This window comes from Pantoea sp. X-Soil-YNGN-785 (assembly GCF_059730585.1).
In genome coordinates, this window is record NZ_AP035942.1 from 1576886 (window position 1) to 1603475 (window position 26590).

At 55.2% G+C, this 26590-nt stretch carries 30 protein-coding genes; 11 read left to right on the forward strand and 19 right to left on the reverse strand.

Features of this window, described 5'->3' with window-relative positions:
- Window positions 1–105: 105 nt before the first annotated feature.
- From lolC to cobB, 4 genes are all read left to right on the forward strand, one after another.
- Window positions 106–1305, forward strand: coding sequence for a lipoprotein-releasing ABC transporter permease subunit LolC (gene lolC, locus AC6I8E_RS07295; RefSeq protein WP_497824606.1), 1200 nt, complete (start codon window positions 106–108; stop codon window positions 1303–1305).
- A complete protein-coding gene (gene lolD / locus AC6I8E_RS07300; RefSeq protein ID WP_013357481.1) occupies window positions 1298–2002 on the forward strand; it encodes a lipoprotein-releasing ABC transporter ATP-binding protein LolD in 705 nt (234 codons plus the stop codon). Before lolC ends, lolD begins: the two co-directional genes overlap by 8 nt.
- Window positions 2002–3246: a lipoprotein-releasing ABC transporter permease subunit LolE gene (lolE, locus tag AC6I8E_RS07305; protein WP_033782665.1), complete on the forward strand. Its 1245-nt coding sequence runs from the start codon at window positions 2002–2004 to the stop codon at window positions 3244–3246. Before lolD ends, lolE begins: the two co-directional genes overlap by 1 nt.
- 146 nt (window positions 3247–3392) lie before the next feature.
- Window positions 3393–4226: a Sir2 family NAD+-dependent deacetylase gene (cobB, locus tag AC6I8E_RS07310; RefSeq protein ID WP_095707369.1), complete on the forward strand. Its 834-nt coding sequence runs from the start codon at window positions 3393–3395 to the stop codon at window positions 4224–4226.
- 324 nt (window positions 4227–4550) lie between these two features.
- On the opposite strand, the gene potD is transcribed toward cobB, so the two are convergent.
- From potD to potA, 4 genes are read right to left on the reverse strand one after another with little or no spacing between them, the layout of a single operon-like run.
- Entirely contained in the window at window positions 4551–5594 is a 1044-nt protein-coding gene (gene potD, locus AC6I8E_RS07315) for a spermidine/putrescine ABC transporter substrate-binding protein PotD (protein WP_497824607.1), read from the reverse strand.
- Window positions 5595–5605: 11 nt separating this feature from the next.
- Entirely contained in the window at window positions 5606–6379 is a 774-nt protein-coding gene (gene potC, locus AC6I8E_RS07320; protein ID WP_013357485.1) for a spermidine/putrescine ABC transporter permease PotC, read from the reverse strand.
- A complete protein-coding gene (gene potB, locus AC6I8E_RS07325) occupies window positions 6376–7227 on the reverse strand; it encodes a spermidine/putrescine ABC transporter permease PotB (RefSeq protein WP_497824692.1) in 852 nt (283 codons plus the stop codon). Before potB ends, potC begins: the two co-directional genes overlap by 4 nt.
- On the reverse strand, window positions 7220–8335 hold the full coding sequence (gene potA / locus AC6I8E_RS07330; protein WP_497824608.1) for a spermidine/putrescine ABC transporter ATP-binding protein PotA: 1116 nt from the start codon (window positions 8333–8335) through the stop codon (window positions 7220–7222). Before potA ends, potB begins: the two co-directional genes overlap by 8 nt.
- A 313-nt stretch (window positions 8336–8648) precedes the next feature.
- On the opposite strand from potA, the gene pepT reads away from it, so the two are divergent.
- The gene (gene pepT, locus AC6I8E_RS07335; protein ID WP_095707365.1) at window positions 8649–9878 is read left to right on the forward strand and encodes a peptidase T; all 1230 of its coding nucleotides are present in this window, start codon (window positions 8649–8651) and stop codon (window positions 9876–9878) included.
- Between the two features lie 73 nt (window positions 9879–9951).
- Here the strand turns inward: pepT and AC6I8E_RS07340 are convergent, their stop codons facing one another.
- The 8 genes from AC6I8E_RS07340 to rluE all read right to left on the reverse strand — a co-directional run bounded on the left by AC6I8E_RS07340 (window position 9952) and on the right by rluE (window position 17804).
- The gene (locus AC6I8E_RS07340) at window positions 9952–11076 is read right to left on the reverse strand and encodes a ribosomal protein uL16 3-hydroxylase (RefSeq protein WP_013357489.1); all 1125 of its coding nucleotides are present in this window, start codon (window positions 11074–11076) and stop codon (window positions 9952–9954) included.
- Window positions 11077–11133: 57 nt separating this feature from the next.
- Window positions 11134–12594, reverse strand: a complete 1461-nt coding sequence (gene phoQ, locus AC6I8E_RS07345; protein ID WP_013357490.1) for a two-component system sensor histidine kinase PhoQ — start codon at window positions 12592–12594, stop codon at window positions 11134–11136.
- A gap of 2 nt (window positions 12595–12596) precedes the next feature.
- Entirely contained in the window at window positions 12597–13265 is a 669-nt protein-coding gene (phoP, locus tag AC6I8E_RS07350) for a two-component system response regulator PhoP (RefSeq protein ID WP_003849836.1), read from the reverse strand.
- A 104-nt stretch (window positions 13266–13369) separates the two neighbouring features.
- Window positions 13370–14740, reverse strand: coding sequence for an adenylosuccinate lyase (gene purB / locus AC6I8E_RS07355; RefSeq protein WP_497824609.1), 1371 nt, complete (start codon window positions 14738–14740; stop codon window positions 13370–13372).
- A 44-nt stretch (window positions 14741–14784) separates the two neighbouring features.
- Complete coding sequence (hflD, locus tag AC6I8E_RS07360) at window positions 14785–15426, reverse strand: high frequency lysogenization protein HflD (RefSeq protein WP_013357492.1); 642 nt, start codon at window positions 15424–15426, stop codon at window positions 14785–14787.
- 42 nt (window positions 15427–15468) lie between these two features.
- A complete protein-coding gene (gene mnmA, locus AC6I8E_RS07365; protein ID WP_497824610.1) occupies window positions 15469–16581 on the reverse strand; it encodes a tRNA 2-thiouridine(34) synthase MnmA in 1113 nt (370 codons plus the stop codon).
- Between the two features lie 42 nt (window positions 16582–16623).
- The gene (locus tag AC6I8E_RS07370) at window positions 16624–17097 is read right to left on the reverse strand and encodes an NUDIX domain-containing protein (protein WP_497824611.1); all 474 of its coding nucleotides are present in this window, start codon (window positions 17095–17097) and stop codon (window positions 16624–16626) included.
- 44 nt (window positions 17098–17141) lie between these two features.
- Window positions 17142–17804 carry a 23S rRNA pseudouridine(2457) synthase RluE gene (gene rluE / locus AC6I8E_RS07375; protein ID WP_497824612.1) on the reverse strand — a complete coding sequence of 221 codons (663 nt, stop codon included), beginning with the start codon at window positions 17802–17804 and terminating at the stop codon, window positions 17142–17144.
- 104 nt (window positions 17805–17908) lie between these two features.
- Between rluE and icd the strand changes: the two genes are divergently transcribed.
- The 4 genes from icd to AC6I8E_RS07395 all read left to right on the forward strand — a co-directional run bounded on the left by icd (window position 17909) and on the right by AC6I8E_RS07395 (window position 21370).
- On the forward strand, window positions 17909–19159 hold the full coding sequence (gene icd / locus AC6I8E_RS07380) for an NADP-dependent isocitrate dehydrogenase (RefSeq protein WP_013357495.1): 1251 nt from the start codon (window positions 17909–17911) through the stop codon (window positions 19157–19159).
- Window positions 19160–19500: 341 nt separating this feature from the next.
- Window positions 19501–19698: a hypothetical protein gene (locus AC6I8E_RS07385; protein ID WP_013357527.1), complete on the forward strand. Its 198-nt coding sequence runs from the start codon at window positions 19501–19503 to the stop codon at window positions 19696–19698.
- A gap of 163 nt (window positions 19699–19861) precedes the next feature.
- Window positions 19862–20062: a hypothetical protein gene (locus AC6I8E_RS07390; protein WP_013357528.1), complete on the forward strand. Its 201-nt coding sequence runs from the start codon at window positions 19862–19864 to the stop codon at window positions 20060–20062.
- 297 nt (window positions 20063–20359) lie between these two features.
- Window positions 20360–21370 (forward strand): glycosyltransferase family 9 protein, encoded by a 1011-nt coding sequence (locus AC6I8E_RS07395; protein WP_497824613.1) that lies wholly within the window; start codon window positions 20360–20362, stop codon window positions 21368–21370.
- On the opposite strand, the gene AC6I8E_RS07400 is transcribed toward AC6I8E_RS07395, so the two are convergent.
- The 4 genes from AC6I8E_RS07400 to AC6I8E_RS07415 form a co-directional block, all read right to left on the reverse strand.
- The gene (locus AC6I8E_RS07400) at window positions 21364–21693 is read right to left on the reverse strand and encodes a DUF1493 family protein (RefSeq protein WP_497824614.1); all 330 of its coding nucleotides are present in this window, start codon (window positions 21691–21693) and stop codon (window positions 21364–21366) included. The genes AC6I8E_RS07395 and AC6I8E_RS07400 overlap by 7 nt on opposite strands.
- Window positions 21693–22754 (reverse strand): glycosyltransferase family 9 protein, encoded by a 1062-nt coding sequence (locus AC6I8E_RS07405; RefSeq protein WP_147788325.1) that lies wholly within the window; start codon window positions 22752–22754, stop codon window positions 21693–21695. The genes AC6I8E_RS07400 and AC6I8E_RS07405 overlap by 1 nt, the downstream gene beginning before the upstream one ends.
- A gap of 353 nt (window positions 22755–23107) precedes the next feature.
- Window positions 23108–23278 (reverse strand): hypothetical protein, encoded by a 171-nt coding sequence (locus tag AC6I8E_RS07410; RefSeq protein ID WP_013357533.1) that lies wholly within the window; start codon window positions 23276–23278, stop codon window positions 23108–23110.
- Window positions 23279–23441: 163 nt separating this feature from the next.
- The gene (locus tag AC6I8E_RS07415) at window positions 23442–23690 is read right to left on the reverse strand and encodes an ElaB/YgaM/YqjD family protein (RefSeq protein ID WP_013357534.1); all 249 of its coding nucleotides are present in this window, start codon (window positions 23688–23690) and stop codon (window positions 23442–23444) included.
- Window positions 23691–23870: 180 nt separating this feature from the next.
- Here AC6I8E_RS07415 and AC6I8E_RS07420 point away from each other — a divergent pair, with 180 nt between their 5' ends.
- Complete coding sequence (locus AC6I8E_RS07420; RefSeq protein ID WP_013357535.1) at window positions 23871–24083, forward strand: DUF2767 family protein; 213 nt, start codon at window positions 23871–23873, stop codon at window positions 24081–24083.
- A gap of 19 nt (window positions 24084–24102) precedes the next feature.
- On the opposite strand, the gene AC6I8E_RS07425 is transcribed toward AC6I8E_RS07420, so the two are convergent.
- The 3 genes from AC6I8E_RS07425 to AC6I8E_RS07435 all read right to left on the reverse strand — a co-directional run bounded on the left by AC6I8E_RS07425 (window position 24103) and on the right by AC6I8E_RS07435 (window position 26085).
- A complete protein-coding gene (locus AC6I8E_RS07425) occupies window positions 24103–25113 on the reverse strand; it encodes a Ppx/GppA phosphatase family protein (RefSeq protein ID WP_147788324.1) in 1011 nt (336 codons plus the stop codon).
- A 23-nt stretch (window positions 25114–25136) separates the two neighbouring features.
- A complete protein-coding gene (locus tag AC6I8E_RS07430) occupies window positions 25137–25694 on the reverse strand; it encodes a hypothetical protein (RefSeq protein WP_497824615.1) in 558 nt (185 codons plus the stop codon).
- A 61-nt stretch (window positions 25695–25755) separates the two neighbouring features.
- On the reverse strand, window positions 25756–26085 hold the full coding sequence (locus tag AC6I8E_RS07435; protein ID WP_266308255.1) for a hypothetical protein: 330 nt from the start codon (window positions 26083–26085) through the stop codon (window positions 25756–25758).
- A 214-nt stretch (window positions 26086–26299) separates the two neighbouring features.
- On the opposite strand from AC6I8E_RS07435, the gene AC6I8E_RS07440 reads away from it, so the two are divergent.
- Window positions 26300–26479 (forward strand): hypothetical protein, encoded by a 180-nt coding sequence (locus AC6I8E_RS07440; protein WP_013357539.1) that lies wholly within the window; start codon window positions 26300–26302, stop codon window positions 26477–26479.
- Window positions 26480–26590 lie beyond the last annotated feature (111 nt).

Sequence of the window (26590 nt, forward strand, 5' to 3'; positions counted from 1 at the left end):
CCTGACGCAACTTTGCTGCAGACTCAGAGGGTTAGAGGTTTCATAAAGCGAGCCGCTCCTTTATCATCCCACTACCTATTTTCAGGCAACGGCTTACTGGATTCCATGTATCAACCTGTCGCGCTATTTATCGGTCTGCGTTACATGCGCGGACGAGCATCGGATCGCTTCGGTCGCTTTGTCTCCTGGCTCTCAACGATTGGCATTACGCTCGGCGTGCTGGCGATGGTCACCGTGTTATCGGTGATGAATGGTTTTGAGCGTGAACTCGAAGGCAATATTCTTGGCCTGATGCCTCAGGCGCTGATCACCAGCGACAAAGGCAGTCTCAATCCCCAACAGCAACCCGCTGACTCGCTGAATCTGCAGGGTGTCAGCCGCATCGCGCCGCTGACCACCGCCAGTGTGGTGCTGCAAAGCCCGCACAGCGTCTCGGTTGGCGTGATGCTGGGCATTGAGTCGGATGAAAAGGATCCGCTGACGCCGTTCCTGGTGAACACCCAGCAGAGCGTGCTGCAGGCCGGGCAGTACAATGTGATCCTCGGTGAACAGCTGGCGTCACAGCTTGGCGTAAAACGTGGCGATCAGCTGCGTCTGATGGTGCCGTCGGTCAGCCAGTTTACCCCGATGGGACGCGTGCCGAGCCAGCGTCTGTTTACGGTGGCGGGCACCTATGCCGCCAACAGCGAAGTCGATGGTTATCAGATTCTGGTTAATCTTCAGGATGCGTCGCGCGTAATGCGCTATCCGGCCGGGAATATTACCGGCTGGCGGCTGTGGCTGGATAAACCGCTATCGGTTGACAGCCTCAGCCAGCAGACGCTGCCCCAGGGTCTTGTCTGGAAAGACTGGCGTGAGCGCAAAGGCGATCTCTTCCAGGCGGTGCGCATGGAGAAGAACATGATGGGCCTGCTGCTGAGCCTGATTATCGCTGTGGCCGCTTTTAACATCATCACCTCATTAGGCCTGCTGATCATGGAGAAGCAGGGCGAAGTGGCGATCCTGCAAACCCAGGGCCTGACGCGCCGGCAAATCGTGGCGGTGTTTATGGTGCAGGGTGCCAGCGCCGGGATTATCGGCACGCTGCTCGGCACGCTGCTCGGTGTGCTGCTCGCCAGCCAGCTCAACAATTTAATGCCGGTGATTGGCCTGTTCCTCGATGGTGCCGCGTTGCCGGTTGATATCAATGTGTGGCAGGTGGTCACCATCGCCCTCAGCGCGATGATTGTGGCGCTGTTGTCTACGCTCTATCCTTCGTGGCGCGCTGCCGCCGTTCAACCTGCTGAGGCTTTACGTTATGAGTAACACTCCTTTGTTGCAGTGCCGCGACCTGTGCAAACGCTATCAGGAAGGCAGCGTGCAGACCGATGTGCTACGCAATGTGGCTTTCAGCCTTCAGCCCGGTGAACTGACGGCGATTGTCGGCAGCTCCGGGTCCGGTAAAAGTACGCTGCTGCATCTGCTGGGCGGTCTGGATGCGCCGACGTCGGGCGATGTGGTGTTTGATGGTCAGTCGCTGAACGCCATGTCCTCGTCGGCCAAAGCCGAGCTGCGTAACCGCGAGCTGGGCTTCATCTATCAGTTCCACCATCTGCTGCCAGACTTCAGCGCGCTGGAGAACGTGGCGATGCCGCTGCTGATTGGCAAAATCGCGAAAGCGGAAGCGCAGGAACGCGCCCGCGAGATGCTGGCCGCCGTCGGGCTGGACCACCGTGCCGCGCACCGGCCGTCTGAACTGTCCGGCGGCGAGCGTCAGCGCGTGGCGATCGCCCGTGCGCTGGTCAACCGACCACGGCTGGTGATGGCGGATGAGCCCACCGGTAACCTGGATGCGCGCAACGCCGATGCTATTTTTGAACTGCTGGGCGAGCTGAACGTTCGTCAGGGCACCGCCTTTCTGGTGGTGACGCACGATCTGATGCTGGCAAAACGCATGACGCGTCAGATGGAGATGCGTGATGGTCAGTTAAGCGATCAGCTCACTCTGGCAGGAGCGCTGTAATGGGTTCGTCGTTATCCCTGTTGCTGGGCCTGCGCTTCAGCCGTGGACGCCGTCGTGGCGGCATGGTTTCGCTGATTTCGGTGATCTCCACCATCGGGATTGCGCTAGGCGTGGCGGTGCTGATTATCGGCCTCAGCGCCATGAACGGTTTTGAGCGTGAGCTGAATAACCGCATTCTGGCGGTGGTGCCGCACGGTGAAATCGAGGCGGTTAATCAGCCGTTCCAGCACTGGCAGTCGATGATTGCGCCGATTGAAAAGGTGCCCGGCATTGCGGCGGCAGCCCCCTATGTCAACTTCACTGGCCTGATTGAGAGCGGTGCCCGGCTGGAAGCGCTGCAGGTGAAGGGCGTTGATCCTGCCCAGGAGCCGCGCCTCAGCGCACTGCCACAGTTTGTCGCCGGTAACGCCTGGTCCTCTTTTGCCGCCGGTAAGCAGCAGATCATTCTGGGCGGCGGCATTGCTGAATCGCTGAAGGTGAAGCAGGGCGACTGGATCACCATCATGATCCCGAATAACGATGGTGATAACAAACTGCTTCAGCCAAAACGCATTCGGCTGCAGGTCAGCGGTATCCTGCAACTCAGCGGCATGCTTGATCACAGTCTGGCGCTGGTGCCGCTGGCCGATGCGCAGCACTATCTGGATATGGGTGACAGCGTCTCTGGTATCGCGCTGAAGATGACCGACCCGTTCCAGGCCGTCAAACTGGTGCGCGATGCCGGTGAAGCAACCCGTTCTTACGTCTACATTAAGAGCTGGATTGGCACCTACGGCTATATGTACCGCGACATTCAGATGATCCGCGCCATCATGTATCTGGCGATGGTGCTGGTAATTGGTGTCGCCTGCTTTAACATCGTCTCCACGCTGGTGATGGCGGTGAAGGACAAGAGCAGCGATATCGCGGTGCTGCGTACCCTCGGCGCGAAAGATCGGCTGATCCGCGCCATCTTTATCTGGTACGGCTTGCTGGCGGGCCTGCTGGGCAGCGTCAGCGGCGTGGTCGCGGGCGTGCTGGTGGCGCTGAATCTGACCTCACTGGTGCGCGGGCTGGAGTCAATCACCGGTCATCATCTGCTGGCAGGAGATATCTACTTTATTGATTTCCTGCCCTCGGAACTGCACTGGATTGACGTGTTCTCAGTACTGATTACCGCCATTCTGCTGAGCCTGCTGGCGAGCTGGTATCCGGCCAGACGCGCCAGCCGCATTGACCCGGCTCGGGTACTAAGCGGTCAGTGATAAAAATGCGGCGCGAGTGATTTCGCGCCGCATCTGTTTAAGACCTTTGCTGTTGGGTCATGCCCTCAGCAACCGTTACTATCGGGTGATGTTAACCCGGAATCTGTTTAGAGCGGCTCGCCGCAGCTGCTACGCCAGGAGATTTTATGCGTACACCACGTCGCCGCATACGACTTGCCCGCCTGAAGAAAACCCGGAGAAAAGTGCATCAGCGCTTTCGCCAGCGCATTTTTGAGCGCGATCGTCAGGCCGAACTGGCCGCTCATCCCCAGCCGCATGTTGTGGTGCTGACCGGCGCAGGCATTTCCGCGGAGTCCGGCATCCGGACCTTCCGCGCGGCTGATGGCCTGTGGGAAGAGCACCACGTTGAAGACGTTGCCACGCCCGAAGGCTTTCAGCGCGATCCCGCGCTGGTGCAGCGTTTCTACAATGCGCGTCGTCAGCAGCTGCAGGAAGCCGACATCCAGCCTAATGCCGCCCATCTGGCGCTGGCGGAGCTGGAGCAGGTGTTAGGCGATAATTTCCTGCTGGTCACGCAAAACATCGACAACCTGCATGAGCGTGCCGGAAACAGCCGGGTGCTGCATATGCACGGTGAGCTGTTAAAGGTGCGCTGTGTCACCAGCGGTCAGGTAATTGAGTGGACCGGCGATATCACGCCGGACGATCGCTGCACCTGCTGTCAGTTCCCCTCTGTGCTGCGGCCGCACGTGGTCTGGTTTGGCGAGATGCCGCTGGGCATGGAGCAGATTTACCAGGCGCTGGAACAGGCCGATTACTTTATCGCGATCGGCACGTCAGGCCATGTTTATCCGGCCGCGGGCTTTGTGCATGAGGCCAAACTGCAGGGCGCGCACACCGTTGAGCTGAACCTGGAGCCGAGCCAGGTGGGTAACGAGTTTGCCGAACGGCATTACGGCCTGGCGAGTGAAGTGGTGCCGGAGTTTGTTCATACCCTGCTGCGCGGGCTGTATAAGTAGGCGGGGCGGCGATGGCCGCCCGAGGTTGCTGACAAAGTCTGCCACGGCCAGCTGTAAGACCGTGTATGCACAGGGAACACGGTCAGATCGGAAAGTCGCTTAAACCATCCATGGCCGCTCGTCCCGCGCGATTACGCACCTCATCCTTGAGGTGCGCCCGTTACCGGACCAACGCGTTGCGTTGTTCAAAAACGCTCCCGGCGTTTTTGTCCCTGTCGCGGGACGCTTTCCTCCTCTGCCCGTGTTCCCTGCGCTTTTAGCTAATGCATTGCTGCCAAAGCAACCCTCATTGGGTTTGTCAGCAGTCTGCCCCTTTAATCAATTTTAACGGCCCGCTTTAAGCTGCTGGAACAGGGTTTCGTACTGAAGACTGGCGTCGCCCACATCATCCTGCCATTCACCGTGCTTAATTACGTCAGCAGGTGGATAGAGTGACGGATCGTTCGCCACGGCGGGTGGTAGCAACGCCTTTGCCGCGAGGTTCGGTGTAGGATAGCCGATAGTTTCCGCCACTTTAGCCGCGACGTCAGGACGCAGCAGGAAGTTAATCAGCTTCAGCGCGCCCGCCTTGTTCTTCGCGTTAGCCGGGATCGCGAGGTTATCCATCCAGAAAATGCCGCCCTCTTCAGGCCAGACGATCGCTAACGGCGTGCCCGCCTGACGTGCGACATACGCTGAGCCATTCCAGAGCATGCCCAGATTCACTTCGCCTTCCATATAGGGATTACCGGGATTATCAGAGTTGAAGGCCAGCACATTGGGCATCAGCTTTTTCAGTTCAAGATATGCCGCTTTGATCTGCTCAGGATTGCGGGTATTGCCGGAGTATCCCAGCTTGCGCAGCGCCATCTGGAACACTTCGCGCGCGTCGTCGGTCAGCAGCAGGCTTTGCTTATATTCCGGCTTCCACAGATCGGCCCAGCGGGTCACGCTTTTCACGTCGATCTCATCGGTATTGACACCGATTGCCGTCGCGCCCCAGATATAGGGAATCGAATAGTTATTGTCAGGATCGAAGGGTTTATTCAGCAGGTCGGGATCGAGGTTGCTGAAGTTGCTGAGCTGGCTTTTGTCGATCTTCTGCAGCATCCCTTCGTTACGCATTTTTGCCACGAAGTAGGTTGACGGTACGACCAGATCGTAAGCGCCATCTTTCCAGGTTTTCAGTTTGGCGTACATGCTCTCATTGGATTCATAGGTCGAATAGATCACTTTAATGCCGGTCTCTTTCGTGAACTGCTCCAGCAGCCCCGGCGGCACATATTCGGTCCAGTTGTAAAAATAGAGGGTATTACTGTTGTCTGCCTGCGCCACGTTCATACCTAGCAACAATGCACCTGCCGCCAGCCAGTAAGATCTCTTTTTCATCCTCAATCCTCTTATTTATTTCTGTCACGCAGCAGCCACTGACTGGCCGCGACCAGCAGCAGTGACAGCAGCATTAAAATAGTGGCCAGCGCATTCACTTCCGGTGAGACGCCAACTTTTACCATTGAGTAGATCTTCAGCGGTAAAATCTCAAACGTCGGACCGGTGACAAAGGAAGAGACCACTACATCATCCATCGACAGGGTAAAGCTCAGTAACCATCCGGCGGCGACGGCTGGCATCGCCAGCGGCAGAATGATTTTGCGCAGAATGGTAGTTTCGCTGGCCCCCAGATCTTTGGCTGCCTCCAGCATGCGCACATCAAAGCCTTTCAGGCGTGAGTAGACGGTAATCACCACAAACGGCAGGCAAAATGTAATGTGGGAAAAGAGCAGTGACCAGAAGCCCAGCGAAATGCCCAGCAGCATAAACAGCACCAGCAGGGAGATAGCCATCACAATGTCCGGCGACATCATCACCACGAACAGCATGCCACTGACAAAGGGCTTGCCACGAAAACGGTAGCGAAAGAGAGCGACAGCGGTGAGTGCGCCGATCAGTGTGGCACAGCTGGCTGAGAGCACGCCCATGATTAGCGAGTGCTGCGCCGCCTGAATCAGACTGTCATTGTTCAGCAGCAGGCTGTACCAGCGGGTCGTGAAACCCTGCCAGTTAATGCCAAAGCGGGAGGCGTTAAACGAATTCACGATCAGAATAACAATTGGTATATAGAACCAGGCGTAAATAATCGCCATAAAACTGCCGCGTAACAGGCGTGCCATCATCCTAAATCCACCCGGTTATTCAGCAGTCGCGCCGCGCGCCAGTAAATCAGCAACAGCAATCCCATCAACAGCGTCATCACAATGCTGGTAGCCGCGCCAAATGGCCAGTCGCGGATGTTGAGGAACTGACTTTTGATGACGTTGCCAATCAGCAGATTCTTTGCGCCGCCCATCAGGTCGGCGACGTAGAACAGCCCCATCGCCGGGATCAACACCAGCAGACAGCCCGCAATAATGCCCGGCATGGTCAGCGGCAGAATAATACGGAAAAAGGTCTGCAGCTTACCGGCACCGAGGTCGCGCGCCGCTTCCAGCAGCGGTCTATCCAGCTTCTCCAGGCTGGAGTAGAGCGGCAGCACCATAAACGGCAGCAGAATGTAGATCAGCCCGAGGATCACCGCTTCCGGGGTATACATGATGCGAAACGGCTTATCGATCAGCCCCAGCGACAGCAGGAAATCATTCAGCCAGCCACGGGTGCTGAGGAAAATTTTCAGGCCGTAAATACGGATCAGCGAGTTGGTCCAGAAAGGCACAATTAACAGAAACACCATCAGCGGACGCAGGCGCGGTGTGAGTTTTGTCAGACACCATGCAAAGGGATAGCCGAGCAGCAGACAGCCGATCGTGGCAATCAGCGCCATGCTCAGCGAGTGCAGCAGCACCTGCGCATAGAGCGGGTCGAGCAGCCGGGTGTAATTACTGAAGGTCAACACCGCGCTGACGAAATGTGCATCATCGCGCGTCAGAAAACTGGTGACAAAAATCATCAGGTTGGGCACAAAGACGAACAGTGCCAGCCAGCCGACAATCAGGGCGATGATCCCCTTCTGAAAACCATTACGCATCAGCTTCATAGGGCAGTACCACCTCCCATCCCGGCACCCAGCTCACGGCCATCTTCTGATTAAGCGAGTGATCAACGTCCGGGTCATCTTCATTAAAGAACTCGCTGACCGTAACCAGCTTACCGTTCTCCAGCTCTACCGAAGACTCCAGCGTCATGCCTTTGTAATTACGTTCGCGCACATAGCCAATCAGGCCATCTGATGCGCTGTCACCGTGGATCTCCTGCACACGCAGATCTTCCGGACGCAGCAGCACATGAAGCCGGTCACCCACGCTGACCGGGAAAGCACAGTGGATCTCGTACTCGCGTCCTTCGACCCGGGCACGCACGTCTGGCGCGCCGTTGCTGGCGAGCACTTCAGCATCAAAGACATTAATTTCGCCGATAAAGCGGGCAACAAACAGGTTTTCGGGCTCTTCGTAGATTTCGCGTGGCGTACCGTCCTGCACGACCTTGCCGTCGCGCATGACCACGATGCGATCGGACATGGTCAGCGCCTCTTCCTGATCGTGGGTGACAAAGACAAAGGTGATGCCGAGCTTACGCTGCAGGGCTTTCAGCTCGTTCTGCATCTGACGGCGCAGCTTATAGTCCAGCGCCGATAGGGATTCGTCCAGCAGCAGCACTTCAGGACGATTGACTACTGCGCGGGCAATCGCCACACGCTGTTGCTGGCCGCCAGAGAGCTGATGCGGGCGGCGATCGGCAAAGCTTTCCAGCTGCACCATTGCCAGCGCGTCATTGACTCTGGTCGTTATCTCCGCCGCCGGGGTTTTCTGCATCCGCAGGCCAAAGGCGACGTTTTCATATACCGTCATATGCGAAAACAGCGCATAGCTCTGAAACACGGTATTGACGTGACGGTGTTCGGCCGGCGTATCAGTAATGTCCTGATCATCGAGCGAAATACGGCCGCGATCTGCCGCTTCCAGTCCGGCAATCAGGCGCAGAATGGTGGTTTTGCCACAGCCCGACGGGCCCAGCAGGGTGATGAACTCACCGTGATGGATGGTCAGGTTAAAATCATCAATGATGGTCTTACCATCAAAAGCTTTACTGATGCCAGAAAGCGTAACCAGCGCCTGCTGTGCGCGTGTTTGCGTCATTTTAGTCTCAGTCTGTCTAGGGTCGAACAGGTAACAGCATAGCCGCTCAGCGCAGCCAGCCAGCAAAGAGGGGCGGATGATACCTGAAAAATAAGGCATTGCCATGTTTTGCCCGCCTGGCCGCGGCAATTTGACCGGCTGTTAACAACATTGCGAGGTTTGCCGCAACAATCACGTAATCAGGCGTTTTTTTCGGGCTTATTACTTTCACAAAGGTCACTGACAGCGCTAACCTGTCTGCGAATGATTTTACGCAACGTTGTGACCGGCGGGTCTGTGAATAATACCGGACGGCACTTTTAAAGGATGGGATATGGAACAGTTACTTGAGCGCTTTTTAAGTTATGTGGCAGTTGAGACACAGGCTAAGCCGCAGGCGCGCCAGGTGCCCAGCAGTGAAGGGCAGTGGACGCTGGCGCGTCAGCTGCAGGAGGAGCTGCTGGCCCTGGGTTTTGTTGATGTCACCCTGAGCGATCACTGTTGCGTCATGGGCACACTGCCCGCCAATGTTGACTGGCCGACGCCAGTTATCGGTTTCATCTCCCACATGGATACGTCGCCTGATTTCACAGCGAAACATGTGAATCCGCAGATCATCGAAGATTATCGCGGTGGCGACATTGCGCTGGGTAATGGCAATGAGGTTCTGTCACCGGTGATGTTCCCGGTGCTGCACAAGCTGATTGGGCATACGCTGATTACCACCGATGGCAAAACCCTGCTGGGCGCGGATGATAAAGCGGGTATTGCCGAGATTATGACGGCGATGGCGCAGCTGGCTAGCAGCGATACGCCGCACGGCGCGATCCGTGTCGCCTTCACGCCCGATGAAGAGATCGGTCGCGGCACCTCTCACTTTGATGTGGAGGCGTTTGCGGCTGACTGGGCCTACACCATTGATGGCAGCGACCTGGGCGAGTTTGAGTATGAGAACTTCAATGCCGCCTCGGCTACGGTCAAAATCGTCGGTAACAACGTGCATCCAGGCTCCGCCAAAGGCGTGATGGTCAATGCGCTGGAGCTGGCTAACCAGTTTCATGCGGCTGTACCGGCCGGCGAAAAACCGCAGTACACCGACGGCTATCAGGGCTTCTACCATCTGCACCAGATCAAAGGCAGCGTTGAACACGCCGAGATGCTCTATATCATTCGTGACTTTGAAACCGGGAGTTTCGAACAGCGTAAACAGACGCTGCTGCAGATCGCCGCGGAGATCAACAAAACCCTGCACCCGGACTGCTCGGTCACGGTTGAAATCACTAACAGCTATCGCAACATGCGTGAAAAAGTCGAGCCGTTCCCGCATATCATTGATCTGGCTTTGCAGGCGATGCGTGACTGTGGCATTGAACCAGTAGTGAAACCGATTCGTGGCGGCACCGATGGGTCGTCACTGTCGTGGAAAGGGTTGCCTTGCCCGAACATCTTTACCGGGGGCTATAACTATCACGGCAAGCATGAGTTCGCGTCGCTGAATATCATGGCGAAGTCAGTGGAAGTCATTGTGCGTCTGTCAGAACTGGCAGCACAGAAGAAGGATTAAATGAAAAAAGGCTCTCTGCCAGTAAAAGCCAGAGAGCCTGTTTCAGCCGCAGCGCACGGTTCCGCGCTGCGGGTTATTCCTCGCCGAAGTACCAGTAACCAGCATTCACCAGACCGGCGATCTGCGCCAGCACGGCCGGATCATCCAGCGCATCTCCCAGGTCGTCGAGCGTGATGCGATAGTGATTCGCCAGAACCGCCATGACATCGGGGCGTGAACACTCAACCCGCTCACCATTGATATAAACAGCATCACCAATCGTCAGGACACGCAGGCCACCCAACCGGCTCAGGGCATCGCCCTGTTGCAGCGCATCATAAATCTCATCAGGCTGATAAGGCGGTTCCGGCGGCGCGACGTCGAGTTCGTGGCGTGACTGCGAAATGAATTCGCCGAACCACTGCTCAAACTGCTCCGGCTGATTGACCACATCCAGCATCAGCTGGCGCACGCCTTCAATCTCCTGCGGCAGGATCTGCGACGGGCAATCGCGTGCAGGCACATCCGGATCGCTGAAGCGCAGGCTGCCCAGCTCATTGGCCAGGGCGTAGTCGGCAAAGCCGCTGATTAACTCACGACCGCTGGGGGCGCGGAAACCAACGGAGTAGTTCAGGGCGTTTTCCAGCGAGTAGCCTTCATGCGGGAATCCTGGCGGAATGTAGAGAATATCGCCCGGCTCCAGCTCTTCATCGATGATGGCATCGAAGGGTTCAACCTGTAGCAGGTCCGGATGCGGACAGTGCTGCTTCAGCGCCACTTTTTCACCGACGCGCCAGCGACGGCGGCCCGTACCCTGAATAATGAAAACATCATACTGATCAAAATGGGGACCGACGCCGCCGCCAGGCACGGCAAACGACACCATCAGGTCATCGACACGCCAGTCAGGCAGGAAGCGGAAAGGGCGCATCAGCGCGGCAGAGGGTTCATGCCAGTGATTGACCGCCTGGACCAGCAGCGACCAGTTGTTCTCTCCCAGGTGATCATAGCTCTCAAACGGGCCGTGGCTGACCTGCCATTTGCCGTCCTGATGGCTGACCAGGCGGCTGTCCACCTCGTTTTCCATTGCCAGTCCGGCCAGTTCATCCGGTGAAAGAGGATCAACGAAGTTTTTAAAACCACGCTTCAGCACGACCGGGCGTTTCTGCCAGTAGCGCTGAATAAAATCGGGCCAGTTAATATCGAGCTGATAGTCCATACAAGGGTTCCGCTTAGGGCTGTAAATGCCAGCTAGTATAACAGCCCGGACGGTTTTCTACTCGCGACGATGTTCGACTTCCTGGCGCTGAAAAACCACTTCCATACGTGTTCCGCCAAGCGCACTGCTGGTGGCGATGACGTTACCCTCATACTGTTCCAGAATATCGCGCACCACCGCCAGACCTAATCCCTGGCCCGGACGCAGCGTATCGGCGCGCTGCCCCCGCACAAACACTAAATCGCGCTTGCTCTCAGGAATACCCGGGCCATCGTCGTCGATATAGAGATGCAGCGCCTTTTCGCTCTGATAAGCACTGACTTCGATAAATTCCAGGCAGTACTTGCAGGCGTTATCGAGTACGTTACCCAGCACTTCCATAAAGTCATTCTGGTCGCCCACAAAGGTCAGCTCCGGTGAGATATCCAGCGTTATCGCCACGCCTTTGCGCTGATAAACTTTATTCAGTGCCGAGCAGAGACTGTCGAGCAGACCGGAAACGGAATGAAGATCGCGCTGCAGCGGATTGTGATCGGCCTGCATACTGGCGCGATGCAGGTAGTATCCCACCTGCTGTGAGATGCGGCTTATCTGCTCCAGCATCACTGGCTCCGCCTGTTCCACCGTCAGCTCTTTACCATTGCGCAGCGATCGCAGTGTACTCTGCAATACGGCCAGCGGCGTTTTCAGGCTGTGGGTCAGATCAGAAAGGGTGGTGCGATAGCGGGTGTAGCGCTGCCGTTCATTGGTCAGCAGCAGATTGAGGTTGCGCACCAGACTACGCAGCTCCTGCGGCGGATTATCCGCCAGATTCTCACGCTGACTGGTCTCGAGTTCGCGCACCTGCTGTGTCAGCGCACCAATTGGCCGCAGACTCCAGTGCGCCGCCAGCCACAGCAGCGGAATAATCAGTATCAGGTTGGCCGCCAGCACATAGCTGAACCACGACCAGACCACATCAGAGTGCTGCAACTCCTGCGGAATAGAGTCGACCACTACGATGGTGAGCGCGGGTAGATTCGTCGTGGCATCGTAACGGTTAACGGCCACCGAGTGGGTAAAGGTGTCGTTACTGTCGGTGTCCCAGTCATTAAGCCGTTGCTTAGCATTGAGATTATTGCCCATCGCGACCATGCTGGTGCGGTTGCTGGTATCGATCTCGTAAAAGTCGGGCTTCAGCAGCCATTCGCGGCGGATCTTTTTGCGAATATCCGGCACGTCGCGTTGCTGCCACAGCAGCTTGCCGTGCTCATCGTAGATGAAGACCAGCGTCGGAAAGTTCAGCGTCATGCGTTCCGGCTGCGCGATGGTGAGCTTGTTGTCATGCCATTGCGCCAGCGTAAAGAACAGATTGCTCTCGCCGCGCATCACCCGGTAGGTATTTTTATCGAAACTCACCACATAGCCAATGACTGCGACCATGCCGTAAGAAAGAGAGAGGAACAGAACTATCGCTGCGGAGGCCAGCAGAAAGCGGGCGCGCAGCGAAATAGGGCGGTAACGATTAAACCAGGACATGGTCAGAGATCAAAGCGGTAACCCTGGCCACGCACGGTGGCAATGACATCAGTAGGGTGCAATGCCAGAATCTTTTTGCGCAGACGACCCATCAGGACGTCGATGGTGTGGCTTTCACGCAGTTCAGCGTCAGGATAGAGCTGCAGCATCAGCGAGTCTTTGCTCACCACTTTGCCCGCATTTCGGATTAGCGTCTCGACAATGGTGTACTCAAAGGCGGTGAGTTTTACTGGCTCTTCATTCACCGTCAGCTCACGGCGTGAGAGATCGACCTGAAACGGGGCCATATCGATGATTTGCGACGCATGACCGCTGTTGCGGCGCATCAGCGCCTGCAGGCGTGCCGCGACCTCTTCAATGTGAAACGGTTTGGTGACGTAGTCATCCGCACCGGCTTCCAGCGCTTCGACTTTTGCCTGCCAGCCCTCACGGGCGGTCAGCACCAGAATGGGCTGACGCACGGCATCACTGCGCCAGCGACGAATCAGCGACATGCCATCTTCATCCGGCAGGCCGAGATCCACCAGCGCGATATCGGGCAGATGTTCGCGGAGAAAATAGTCAGCTTCTTTGGCGTCTTCGGCGGCATCGACCTGATGGCCCATGTCACGTAACTGGACGGCGAGATGATGGCGCAGCAGGGCATTGTCTTCAACAACCAGAACACGCATAGAAATTCCTTACACTCTGTTTGAGTCAACCTGCAGAAAGTATACGCGAAATGTATTAAACAAGATGTTAACGCAGACCGGACTGGGCCGGTCTGCGGCGGGCATTATTTCAGATCGTCAACCATCTGGATAGCGCGACCAATATAGTTTGCAGGCGTCATCTGCTTCAGACGCACTTTTTCCTCTTCCGGCAGCGCCAGACTGTCGATAAAGGCCTGCATGCCGGCAGCATTCACGCGTTTGCCGCGCGTCAGCTCTTTCAGCTTCTCATACGGCTTCTCAATGCCGTAACGACGCATCACCGTCTGGATCGGCTCTGCCAGCACTTCCCAGTTATGATCCAGCTCGTCCAGCAGACGATCGCGGTTCACTTCCAGCTTGGAGATACCTTTCAGCGTCGCCTGATAGGCGATCAGCGCATAACCCACGCCCACGCCGAGGTTGCGCAGCACGGTGGAGTCGGTCAGGTCACGCTGCCAGCGAGACACCGGTAGTTTGCTGGCCAGATGCTGCATCACGGCATTCGCCAGGCCCAGATTGCCTTCGGAGTTTTCGAAGTCGATCGGGTTCACCTTGTGCGGCATGGTTGAGGAGCCGATCTCGCCCGCGATGGTTTTCTGTTTGAAGTGGTTCAGCGCCACATAACCCCAGATATCGCGATCGAAATCGATCAGGATGGTGTTAAAGCGGGCAATGCAGTCGAACATCTCGGCGATATAGTCGTGCGGTTCAATCTGCGTGGTGTACGGGTTCCAGGTGATTCCCAGCGAAGTAACGAAGTTCTCGCTCAGTTCATGCCAGTCCACTTCGGGATAGGCGGCAATGTGGGCATTGTAGTTACCGACTGCGCCATTGATTTTACCCAGCACTTCAATCTGCTTCAGCTGACGTAACTGACGCTCCAGACGGTAGGCGACGTTGGCCATCTCTTTACCCATGGTCGATGGCGTCGCCGGCTGGCCGTGGGTGCGTGAGAGCAGCGGAATGTCACGGTATTCGCTGGCAAGCCCTTTCACGGCGCTGATCAGCTGGTCCCAGTAAGGCAGGATGACGTCACGGCGGGCCGTTTCCAGCATCAGGGCGTGCGACAGATTGTTGATATCTTCAGAGGTGCAGGCGAAGTGGATAAATTCAGAGACGGCATGCAGGGCAGGGATATCGGCCACTTTCTCTTTCAGGAAATACTCAACCGCTTTCACATCGTGGTTGGTGGTGCGCTCAATCGTTTTGATGCGGGCGGCATCGTCTTCTGAAAAACCGGCGACAATTGCATCAAGGAAAGCGTTTGCGTCGGCATCAAATGCAGGAACTTCCTTGATCTCTGCGGTCGCGGCCAGTTTTTGTAACCAGCGAACTTCAACCTCAACGCGGAATTTCAGCAGACCGAACTCGCTGAAAATCGCACGCAGCGGGCTGACTTTATCGCCGTAACGACCATCGACAGGTGAGACGGCGGTCAGAGAGGATAATTCCATCAGTGCAACTCCTGAATCATTTAGCAGTGTTTTGCCGCACCGACTTAGTAAGTCAGTGGCAGCCGGGATAAGAGGGTTTTCGCTTCACGCAGCAAACGCTGGCGCGAGAACATCAGTTGCAGTCGGCCACCGCCGACCTGCTGCCACAATACGGCAGCGCGGATACCGGCTAACAGAGTGGCACGTACTTTACTCTGAACCTGCGTATTCTGCAGCACCGCAGGCGAACCGGTAACCTGGATACGCGGTCCAAGCGGGCTGATCACATCCACATAGATGCCAGCCATCGCGCTGAGGATGGTGTCTGACTCCAGTTCATAATGTGCCAGCTGGCGATCCAGCTGCGTAATGCGCTGTGCCAGCGTCGTCATGGCGGATTTACTGGCGCTGAGCTTGCGCTCCAGCACCATCATGCTCAGGGTGTAACGCGTCAGTTCAGCGCCTGCACCCTGACGACTGCTGCTGTTCAGCACCGCCATCAGGGTTTCAAGTCCGAGGCGCAGGTTGGCTTCATTGTTACCGAACACCGCCAGCGTGGAGCCAGGATTCAGGTCCAGTACGCTGCGCAGCGACACGGTCAGCGCTTCGGGCTGGCAGTGACCCTGCTGAGCCAGCTGCTGCACCAGATGGGCGGACTGACAGATGCCCGCCAGCGCCAGCGTGATTTCCTGATAATTTTTCGCCACGGTTACTCCTGTTTACGCGTCATCAACGCGGGCTAAGCCCGTTTACTCCGCCACTAACGGCAGGCGCTGTTCGATAATACCGCCACCGAGGCAGACATCGCCAAGGTAAAAGACCGCAGACTGGCCCGGCGTGACCGCAGCAACTGGCTCGTCAAAGCGCACCTCAATCCGATCGTCACCCTGCGGAATAATCTCACAGGGAATGTCGGTCTGACGATAGCGGGTTTTCACAGTGCAGCGCAGTGGGACGGTAATCGGCTGACGATTAACCCAGTGCAGCTGCTGCGCAATCAGGCCAACGGACATCAGACGCGGATGATCGCCGCCCTGGGCGACAATCAGACGGTTACGCGCCACATCTTTGTCAACCACATACCAGGGATCATCTTTGCTCTCTTTCAGGCCGCCGATACCCAGACCTTTACGCTGTCCCAGAGTATGGTACATCAGCCCCTGATGTTCACCGACGATCTGGCCTTCCGTGGTTTCTATTTCGCCTGGCTGAGCCGGGAGATAGCGCGCAAGGAAGTCGCGGAATTTGCGCTCGCCGATAAAGCAGATGCCGGTCGAGTCTTTTTTCTTCGCGGTAATCAGGTCCAGCTGTTCCGCAATGCGGCGCACTTCCGGTTTTTCCAGCTCGCCGACCGGGAACAGACTTTGGGCAATCTGTTCGTGGCTCAGGGTATAGAGGAAGTAGCTCTGGTCTTTGTTACCATCCAGTCCGCGTAACAGCTGGCTCTGACCATCGACGTCCTTGCGGCGCACGTAGTGACCCGTAGCGATGAAATCCGCGCCCAGGTCTTCCGCTGCGAAATCCAGGAACGCTTTGAATTTGATCTCTTTATTGCAGAGGATATCGGGGTTAGGCGTGCGGCCCGCTTTGTACTCTTCGAGGAAATGCTCAAAGACGTTATCCCAGTACTCTGCGGCAAAGTTAACTTTATGCAGCTTCATACCGAGCTTGTCGCACACAGCCTGCGCATCTGCCAGATCGTCCGCGGCAGTACAATACTCCTCGCCATCGTCCTCCTCCCAGTTCTTCATGAACAGGCCTTCAACCTGGTAGCCCTGCTGCTGCAGTAACCAGGCGGAAACGGAAGAATCGACGCCGCCGGACATACCGACGATCACTTTTTTCTGGCTGTTGTCAGACATGACACGCTCGCATTACGATAAAAAAACAGGCGGCGCATTCTATCATGCAGAAGGCAGACGCGCACCCTCGTGAAACGGCCACTGGAACGGGCTGACCAGATGTAGCGGGTAGCGCGTGCCCTGTTGCCAGAGGCGTACGCTTTCCGCGACCAGTGGCGAACGCAGGTTAGATGCAGTGAGAATCTGCGCTGGCGGTAGCCACCAGCAGCAATCGATGTCGCTGTCCTGCGGCTGGGTTGGCGATTTTTTGGCCAGATCCACGCCAAACAGAAAACGCACAAAAGGCGTACTGTCGGGCGCGATCCACTGGTTTATCCCGATGAAATAGTGCATCGATGCCGCGATGCCGGTCTCTTCATAGAGTTCGCGTTCGGCGGCTTCCAGCAGCGTTTCATCCGCTTCGAGATGTCCGGCAGGCTGGTTCCAGGTGGCACGACCGTTGATCGTCTCTTCCACCACCAGCAGTTCACCTTCGGCCTGAACCAGACAGGCGACAGTAACATGAGGTTTAAACATCACTTCTCCGCAATTGTTAACCTGAGGTTATAAAAAATCGGTTTTCAGGTGGAGCTCTCGCTGATTTCACGCCACGTACCTGAAGCCAGATCGTCGAGTGAATAGTTCCCCATGGCGTAGCGGATTAACCGCAAGGTGGGAAAGCCAATATGGGCTGTCATGCGGCGCACCTGACGATTACGGCCTTCATACAGTGTGACTTTCAGCCACTGCGTCGGGATATTTTTGCGCTCGCGGATTGGCGGCTGACGCGGCCAGAGCCACGCTGGCTCAGCCACTTTTTCCACGCCAGCGGGCAGCGTCATGCCATCTTTCAGATTAACCCCATCCCGCAGAGGCTGCAGATCCGCTTCCTGCGGATCGCCTTCCACCTGCACATAATAGACCTTGCCGGTGCGTTTGCCGGGCTGCGTCAGCGCGGCCTGCAGGGCACCGTCGTTGGTCAGTACCATCAGGCCTTCGCTGTCGCGGTCAAGGCGGCCCGCGGCATAAACGTCTGCGACGCTGACAAAATCTTTCAGGGTGCGACGGCCCGCTTCATCAGTGAATTGCGGCAAAACGTCGAATGGTTTGTTAAACAGAATGACACGTCGTGGAGCAGCAGGGCGGGCAGGCGCACGTCGCGCATCACGCGTCGGGCGGCTGAATCGTTTATCCTGGTGAATTCGTTGAGTTGTTTTTCGCATGGGCTTTGCAGTCAGAAACATTCGGCGCATTATAACGTGAAATTGCGGTGATTGGCGTGACGGAAATATTCAAGTAGTATTGACGCGCATCTTACAAATCATTAACAAACGCCCAGGAGAGGTTAATGGAAAGCAAAGTAGTAGTTCCGGCGGAAGGTCAGAAAATCACCCTGAATCAGGGCAAGCTTACAGTGCCAAACAATCCGGTCATTCCTTACATTGAGGGTGACGGTATCGGTGTTGATGTTTCCCCGGTGATGCTGAAAGTCGTCGACGCGGCGGTGAAGAAAGCCTACAACGGCGAGCGTAAGATCTCCTGGATGGAGATTTACACGGGTGAGAAGTCAGTTGAACTCTACGGTCAGGACGTCTGGCTGCCACAGGAAACGCTCGACTTAATCAAGGAATATCGCGTGGCTATCAAAGGCCCACTGACCACCCCGGTTGGCGGCGGTATTCGTTCACTGAACGTAGCACTGCGTCAGGAGCTTGACCTCTACGTCTGCCTGCGTCCGGTACGTTACTACAAAGGCACGCCAAGCCCGGTTAAACGCCCTGAAGAGACCGACATGGTGATCTTCCGTGAAAACTCCGAAGATATCTATGCGGGTATCGAGTGGAAAGCGGGCTCTGCCGAAGCGGACAAAGTGATCAAGTTCCTGCGCGAAGAGATGGGCGTGAAGAAAATTCGCTTCCCTGAGCAATGCGGTATCGGCGTTAAGCCGTGTTCAGAAGCGGGTACCAAACGTCTGGTGCGCGCGGCAGTGGAATACACCATCACCAACGATCGTGATTCACTGACCCTGGTTCACAAAGGCAACATCATGAAGTTCACCGAAGGCTCTTTCAAAGACTGGGGATACCAGTTAGTGAAAGACGAGTTCGGCGGCGAACTGATCGACGGCGGCCCGTGGATGAAGTTCAAAAACCCGAACACCGGTAAAGAGATCATCGTTAAAGATGTGATTGCCGATGCGTTCCTGCAACAGATCCTGCTGCGTCCGGCAGAATATGACGTTATCGCCTGTATGAACCTGAACGGTGACTACATCTCTGACGCCCTGGCGGCGCAGGTTGGCGGTATCGGTATCGCACCAGGCGCTAACATCGGTGATGAGTGTGCACTGTTCGAAGCAACCCACGGTACTGCGCCTAAGTATGCCGGTCAGGATAAAGTGAACCCAGGTTCAGTGATCCTGTCAGCAGAAATGATGCTGCGTCATCTGGAGTGGTTCGAAGCGGCTGACCTGATTGTTAAAGGTGTTGAAGGCGCTATCGCTAACAAGACCGTGACTTACGATTTCGAACGCCTGATGGATGGCGCTAAGCTGCTGAAATGTTCAGAGTTTGGTGACGCGATCATCGAAAATATGTAATGTCTGCTTAAGCCCACATCGCGTTAAACGCGATGTGGGCTTTTTTATGCCTGCCCTTTCACGCTTTTCCCTTCTCTTCGCATCCTCTCCTCATTCATAACGTCTTCAGCATTGATGCTCTTACTAAGGCAATTAACAGGTGTTCAGTATCCCCTTCAACGTATGAATGAATGACTTTTCATTATCAACATCCTGATAAATTCTTACCTGCGACTGAATATTTTAATATTTCTGCAAATTGCATTATCTGATGCCACTACAAAAGAAACTGTGAACGCAAAACTGGCATCTGTTTGTGACTGAATATCGTTACTGTAATACCTCACTCATAAGGAGGATTTATGGACGCTAATTATACAAAAGACGCGATTTATATCTGTCGCCTGATGTTTGGGCAGGCTGTGCTGGAATTATTAGCAGATAATCAGCCGGTCACTAACCGCGCTCTGGAAGCAAAAATAAAGGTGATGTTACCTGATGCGCAGCCTGCGCTGATTTACAATGTCGCTCTTGATCTGTTAAATGAAACGCTAAGTTAATCTTATGCCTGTCTGATAAGCGCCCGGCATTTAATATGTCGGGCCTGGCTATCAGCACGTGACAGCTGATTCATTTTTGTAACGCGTGCCGCAAAAAAAAGAGTTGAACAGGATCCCGTTGTCACAGAGGTGTACGCTTCTGCGAATACACAGGGAGAATATTATGGACGATGAAGCTTTAAGTGATGCGATTGCGGCATGCCGACTACTATTTGGTCAGGCTGTTATGGAAATTGTGGCTGAGGATAAGCTGGTAACCCGCGAAGCCATTACTGAAAAAATTCATCAAATGTTTACCGGTATTGAGCCTGAACCTGTTATGAGACTGGCTATCAACCTGCTGTCAAATAACGTCCACTGCTGATACCGCTGAATGCAGTGATGACACTGGCCGCCGTAGGTGGCCTTTTATCTCTTCCTCACGCTGACGCCCCGCGCAAGTTTTTCTTAATCATTCACCCGGCTAATGAGCCCGGCATAACACTTGCCTGAAAAGCGCCCATCGCCTTTCAACAACATGGCGATCATTGAACCAACCTCGATCTGCGCTGACTAATTTGCTGACTTATGCCGTTACGTTAACGCTTCAGAGACGTTAATTGTGCGAGTCTCACTTTTATTCAGCCAGAACGGCGTAGCCAGTGCGCAGAGGATGTCAGACATGCGGGTTTTAATTATTTGTCGGGATAATATTGGCGATACCTTGCTGACCACGCCACTCATCAGTGCGCTGGCGCAGTCGGGCCAGTATCAGGTCGATGTACTGACCAACAACTACGCTGCGCCCGTGTTGCAGCATAATCCCGATATCCGGCAGCTCTTCTATTACACCAAGTTGCATCACCGTGAGGCAGGGCAGGGACGACTGGCCTGTGTGTTACAGCGACTGAAGCTGATGCTGAATCTGAAAAGGCAGCGTTACGACATAGTGATTCTGGCCAAAAGCCGCTGGGATCAGCATGGCCTGAAGTGGGTTAAAATCGTGCGTCCCGCCAGAGTGATCGCGCTGGGGCAGCAGCCGCATCCGCTGATCAGCGATTTACTGCCGCCGCCCGGCCAGTCACCCTGTCATATCAGCGAAACCCTGTTTAGCCTGGGACGGGATTTGCGTCTCAGCGCCACCGCGCCAGGCAAACTGACGCTGCGGCCGGATGCGGCTATAGCGGCCAGCCTGCGAGACACCTGTGCGATTGATCCCACTCTTCCGGTCTATGCACTCCAGATCAGCGCCCGCAAGCCGAGCCAGCAGTGGGACGCCGCCCGATTTGCCGGGCTGGCTGAGAAAATTTCGGCGCATCATCCCTGCCAGATCATGCTGCTCTGGTCACCTGGCAGCCGCGATAATCCGCGTCATCCGGGGGATGATGAAAAAGCGCGTGAAATCATGGCGCTCTGCCCGCACCTGCCGATAAAGGCGGTGGCGACTACCAGCCTGCCGCAGCTGATTGCGGCTATGTCGTTATGTCAGGGGCTGGTGAGCAGTGATGGCGGGGCAATGCACATCGGTGCCGCACTGGGCTTACCGGTGGTGGCGCTGTTTGGTGACAGCGATCCGGCGTGCTGGCATCCGTGGCAGGTTAACTATCAGGTGCTGCAACCGGCGTCACGTGAGGTCAACGCGCTGAGCAGCCGCGAGGTTTATGACGCCTTCGCCCAAACGATTATTCAGTAATCTGCTTCAGGCCAGCCTCCACGGCTGGCCGCTTCACACAGCATCGCGATCGTTACGGGAGAATATCCGCCAGATGTAAACCACTTCATCGGTGTCATATGCCGCGAGTGCGCCGCCGGAAAATAGCGGGCATCATCATAATGCTCAGAGCAGACGTTGAACGTGGCAAAAAAATCATTCATCAGAATCGCGAACTCCACCTCATTCAGCGGCAGCTGCTGCAGATGAAAACCCGCCCGATCCACTTTCCGGAACCGGCCCAGGGCGGTTGGCTGATTGTGGTATTCAATCAGCGCAATAATAGCGTGAGAGAGATCGTTCATTACCCCACCAGTTTCGCCACGGCCTGCTCGACTTCTTCGGCCTTAATCGACGCCATCGGATGCTGCGACGCCGTTTTATCCGGGCGATGAATAACAATATGGCGATCGCTGTCCTGGCAGGGGCCGGTGTAGCGTGGATTGGCGGTAGAGAACAGGCTGACCGTTGGCGTCTGTGCCGCCACCGCGATGTGCAGTGGGCCGGTATCGCCGGTGACCAGCAGGTCCAGCGTGCGGATCAGGGTAATCAGGCCGCTGAGATTCGTTTTGCCTGCCATTGGCGTCACACGCTTACGGCAGTGCAGCGGCAGGCTTTCGATAAATTGTTTCTCAAGAGACTGCTCAGCAGCTGTACCGGTGACAATAATTTCAGCGTCAGGCCAGCGTTCGAGCAACGCGGTCGCCAGCTGGCTGAATGAAGCCAGCGGCCAGCGGCGAATATCTTTAGATGCCCCTAACTGAAAACCGATACGGCGATGGCTGGCCGTTGCAGCAGGGCGGCTACTTACCTCGGGCAGATGCATCCGGGTCTGTTCTGTCTCTGCGCCCAGCGCTTCGATCAGCTTCAGCTTGCGCTTGATGGTGTGATCGTCGAAATAGCCTGAATAGTGATCAAGATATTTATTCAGCACCGGGGATTCGCTGCCGTAATGATCGCGCACAATCGCCTTACTGCCGGTCAGTACTGAGCTCATAATATCGTAGGGAAAATGGGCGTGTAATATCACTGACAAATCCGGTTTCTGGCGACGCAGTTTGAAAAATAGCGGCAGGAAATTAGCCACTTTGTTATCCCAGATATAGATCTTATCGAACCAGTTATAACGGCTGACCAGGTCCTTATTTTTCTTACTGGAAACCAGAATAAATTTGCTGGTAGGAAAGCGATTCTTCAGGCTCCAGATAGCCGGTGTATTCATCAGGAAATCGCCCAGTGCCGTAGTGGAGTAAATCACTACCGTGCCGGGTGTCAGCGTCTGCAGGGCCTGCGGTTTTGTTCTGCCTGAAAATCGAGAATAAAGCGTTAAAAGTCGGTCTATCAGATAAATCTTTTTTTTCTTCACGTCTGAATTCTCTTGAACGTATCAATAATATTAAACAAAAGGTGTTGTGCATTATTAGAGAATATTCTTACGTCTAAAGTTCAGCAGGGGGAAATCTTTTTTATTGGTCGTAGAATATTTGTTTAAAATTTTTCCACAATTTTAGTGTTGTTTATTCAGGGTATATATACAGAATTGTGTAAAAGAGGTAGGCAATTTTCGAAAATAGTTGGGATGATTCTTATAATAATAATATTTCAGGATTTTTTAATCCCGCCCTTAATTACTAGCAGGTTAACTATTAGCGAATTTATTTTACGGGAGCTATTGAATATAAAAGAAACCAACCCCGGCACGCGTGCCGGGGCAGGGTATTACGACTGAGGCTGACCCACCGGGCCTGAACCCAGGGTGCCGCCCGGAGAAGACTGGCCACTTGGCGCATGGGGACGGCCATCTTCTTTAATCGCGTCGCTCTTATGTGAGCAGCCCGCCAGAGAGGTTAAGGTCGCTGCCACCAGCAGCAAAGCAGGAATCGTTTTCATGAGATCACCTTGATGTTGTCAGAAAGAGAACGTAATTAAGACTGGAGACTCACCGTGCGCTGGCCTGTGAAGGCTTATCTTTCAGATGTTTCTCAGCATACGGTCAGCTACAGCCAAAAAAAACGGAAGCCAGTGGCTCCCGTTCTGTTGACGTGTGGCGGTATTACTTGCGACCCAGCAGGAAGCCGATAAATACGCCAACGCCTGCAGCAATGGCCAGACCGGCAGCAGGATTGGACTGAACCTGATCGCGAATGGTCTCAGCAGCATCACGTGCAGCATAGCTTGCCTGGTTGGTGTAACGACGCGCTGCGCCCTTAGCCTGATGCTCGGATGAACCGGTTGCTGCACCCCATTGTTCCTGAACTGCGCCAGCGGCTTCTTTTACTTTATCTTCGATTTTTCCTGACATTTAAATGCTCCTTGGTTTTGAGTAAGACTCTCAAAGCGTAGCAAAGATAGTGAGTTCTGCTCCGCCAGCGCCCGATAAGGCGCTAAAAAATCATTTCTGGCTGTTAATAGCGCTGCGTTTGCGGGCCAGCCATTTCCTGTCTAGCCTTTTGAGAAGAGAGTCACCGCCGCAGGAGAAACGATGAAACGTGATGCACTGAATGATGATGACTATGATGAAGTCTGCCGCGTTATTGGCGATGCAGTCATTGTGCTGATGGAGCGCGGTCATGATACCCGGCGTGGCGAAATCTATGACCTGCTTAAACGAACCCGGCAGCAGCGCGCCCACAGTGAACGGGATGAGCAGCGAATGCTGGATCACGCTATCCGGCTGGTTAAGCCCGACGTTTAGCGAATGTGGAAGCGTTGTGCTACTGCAGCAGCACGCCCTGAATCAGGCTGGCTTCAACAATCTCCACCTCATTGATTTTCAGCGCCTGCATATATCCTTCCACCAGTAACAGATTACTCACGTCCGTGGCGCGATAGTCGCCAGACAGCTCACTGTCGCCTTTCCAGACCTGCTGCTGCGAGAGCTGGCTCAGGGTCGCCAGCGTATAGTGGTCGGGTTTGCCCGGTAACTGATTGCGAATCGAAAAACCGTGCACGCCCCCGATGCCAATTACCCGACGACCGGCCACATCCTGTTTGATCTGCGGGCTGACTTCGTTAGTCGCATAAAACTGCACAAAGCGCAGCACCGACTGCCGCCAGGAACCAATGGGATTGGGGGATTCCGCCTTCGGGCTGTTCTTGAGCACCGTCAGAATAAAGTTTTTCAGCGTCACCGAAGCCAGTCTGCCCTGATAGATATCTGCTACCGGCTTGCCCGCCTGCTGCCGCCATGCAGTCATCTGCATTGACCCGCCGCCAATATCCCAGACCAGTAACTGCTCATCCCGGACCATTGGATCTTTAAGCGCGGCTCTGGCAGAGAGAAAGCCAAGCGTCGCCTCCTGCTGCTGCGAAATAATGCTGATTTGCGCACCGCTCTGGCGCTGCAACTGTTCAATGACGGCCTGACCGTTGCTGGCGTTGCGAAACACCGCCGTCGCCACGCCGCTGATTCGCTGCGGATGAAAGCGCTGTGCGTGCGCCACCAGTTGCTGCAGTGCGGCGGCACCTTCATGAGTTACTGACGGACTCAGCTGGTTATCCGCTGAATGGGCTAATGCGTCGTTCCAGGCCACGGCGCGCTGATCCTGATACAGCACTTTTTCGATGCGCTGCTGGCAGACATTGACGCGCGCCACCGCAATTTTGGTGGTACCGGAACCGATATCCAGACCGGCGCGGATTTGCTGGCAGCGATCGGCCTGGGCCGATGCGACAAAAAACAGCGAGCAGAACAGCGTAAAAACAGACAGCGCAGCAGGACGCATAGCGACTCCGGGGGCAGAGGGGATCAGAGTGAACGGGTGGCGATGCAGGTCGGGTAGACGCTCACCAGGAAATGACGCAGATGGTCAAAGCACCATTCGGCGTCATCAGCCTGCGGACAATAGAACTGGATGGTAATTTTTTCGTAATCGCGCTGACGCTGACGCAGCGGCGACCAGCTCCAGTCGAGCACTGAACGGGCATAGTTAACCAGTGTCCCGGCGGGCAGCTGATGTTGCTGCTCCTGTCCGGTCAGGTAACGATGAAAGCTCGCTTCCAGCTGCAGGGCTTCCTCAAAGTCGTGCTGCGGCAGGTCAGGACGAAAAGCCACATCGATAAAACCACAGACCGCCTTTTCCTGCTGCTGCCAGTCACAGGCCAGAGTCATAAACAACCCCTCCTGCAGGTTAGCCTCCTCGACCAGTCGCCGCAGATTCGCTGAGCGATTCAGCACGACAATCTCTTCAAGTCGACCGGTTTCCAGCGTCAGATCAAAGCCACAGGGATTAACAGAGCCATCCGCATTGCGCGTCGCGGGGAAGGGGAAGTCGATATAACCGTTGTTATCCAGACGCTTTTCCATCGGGGAGCCCTGCTGCTTGACGTTTCCTGACAATAAACCATCTGGCAGCAGGATTCATCCCTTATGGACAGGTCCAGGTAATTTGGGTGTCCTGGTAAGGATTAATCAGGCGGAACTGCTTATCTGACAGGCGCTGCGCATAGTAGCCTTCACGCGTCACGGCGGAGGGAACATATTTAAACCGATCCAGCGACTGCAGCGGGCCACTGGTGACGCTGACATTGTCCCGTGTCACGGTGAAGCTATTAACCAGATCAAAAATCACACCCTGAGTCTGTCCCATCGACTGACCATAAATTGTCGAGACCTCACCCGGACATTCCACCCCTTTCGGGCCAGATGAACATCCAGTCACCATCGCGATGAGGATTAAAATGCTGAGTCGCATCATGATTTTCTACCTGCTTCAATCCCTGGGAGTGTTGTGGCGCAGAGTCTATCCTGTTGCACCACTAATCACTTAATTATAGCAGCTTCCGCTACGCTTCCTGTTTGTGATTTGTTTAATCGTTAAGCAACAGGAATGTAAAGGGGTGACTTTGCTTATCAATAAACGTTATTCTTGGCTCCTTTGCGCACCACTTAGGCAAATCCAGGGATAAATGATGAAAGAAGAAGAAGCAAGTCTAATGATTATTCGCCACGCGATTGACGAGCTGGAAGCCGATAAGAAGCAACAGGTGCTCGCCTGCTCAGCGAATATTCGTGCAGCCATGCAGGCTTATGATAGCGAAAATGCCGGGCTGGCGCTGATGTTAGTGGCCGCCGAGGTGGCAGCCGAATAGTCACTATCCGGCCAGGCAGGCACGCTGTCAGGCTGGCCGGATTACTTTATCTTTTCTCAACTTTCAGGTTTTTTCGCACACCGATTCCACCTTTTAATGGTCTCAGTCACG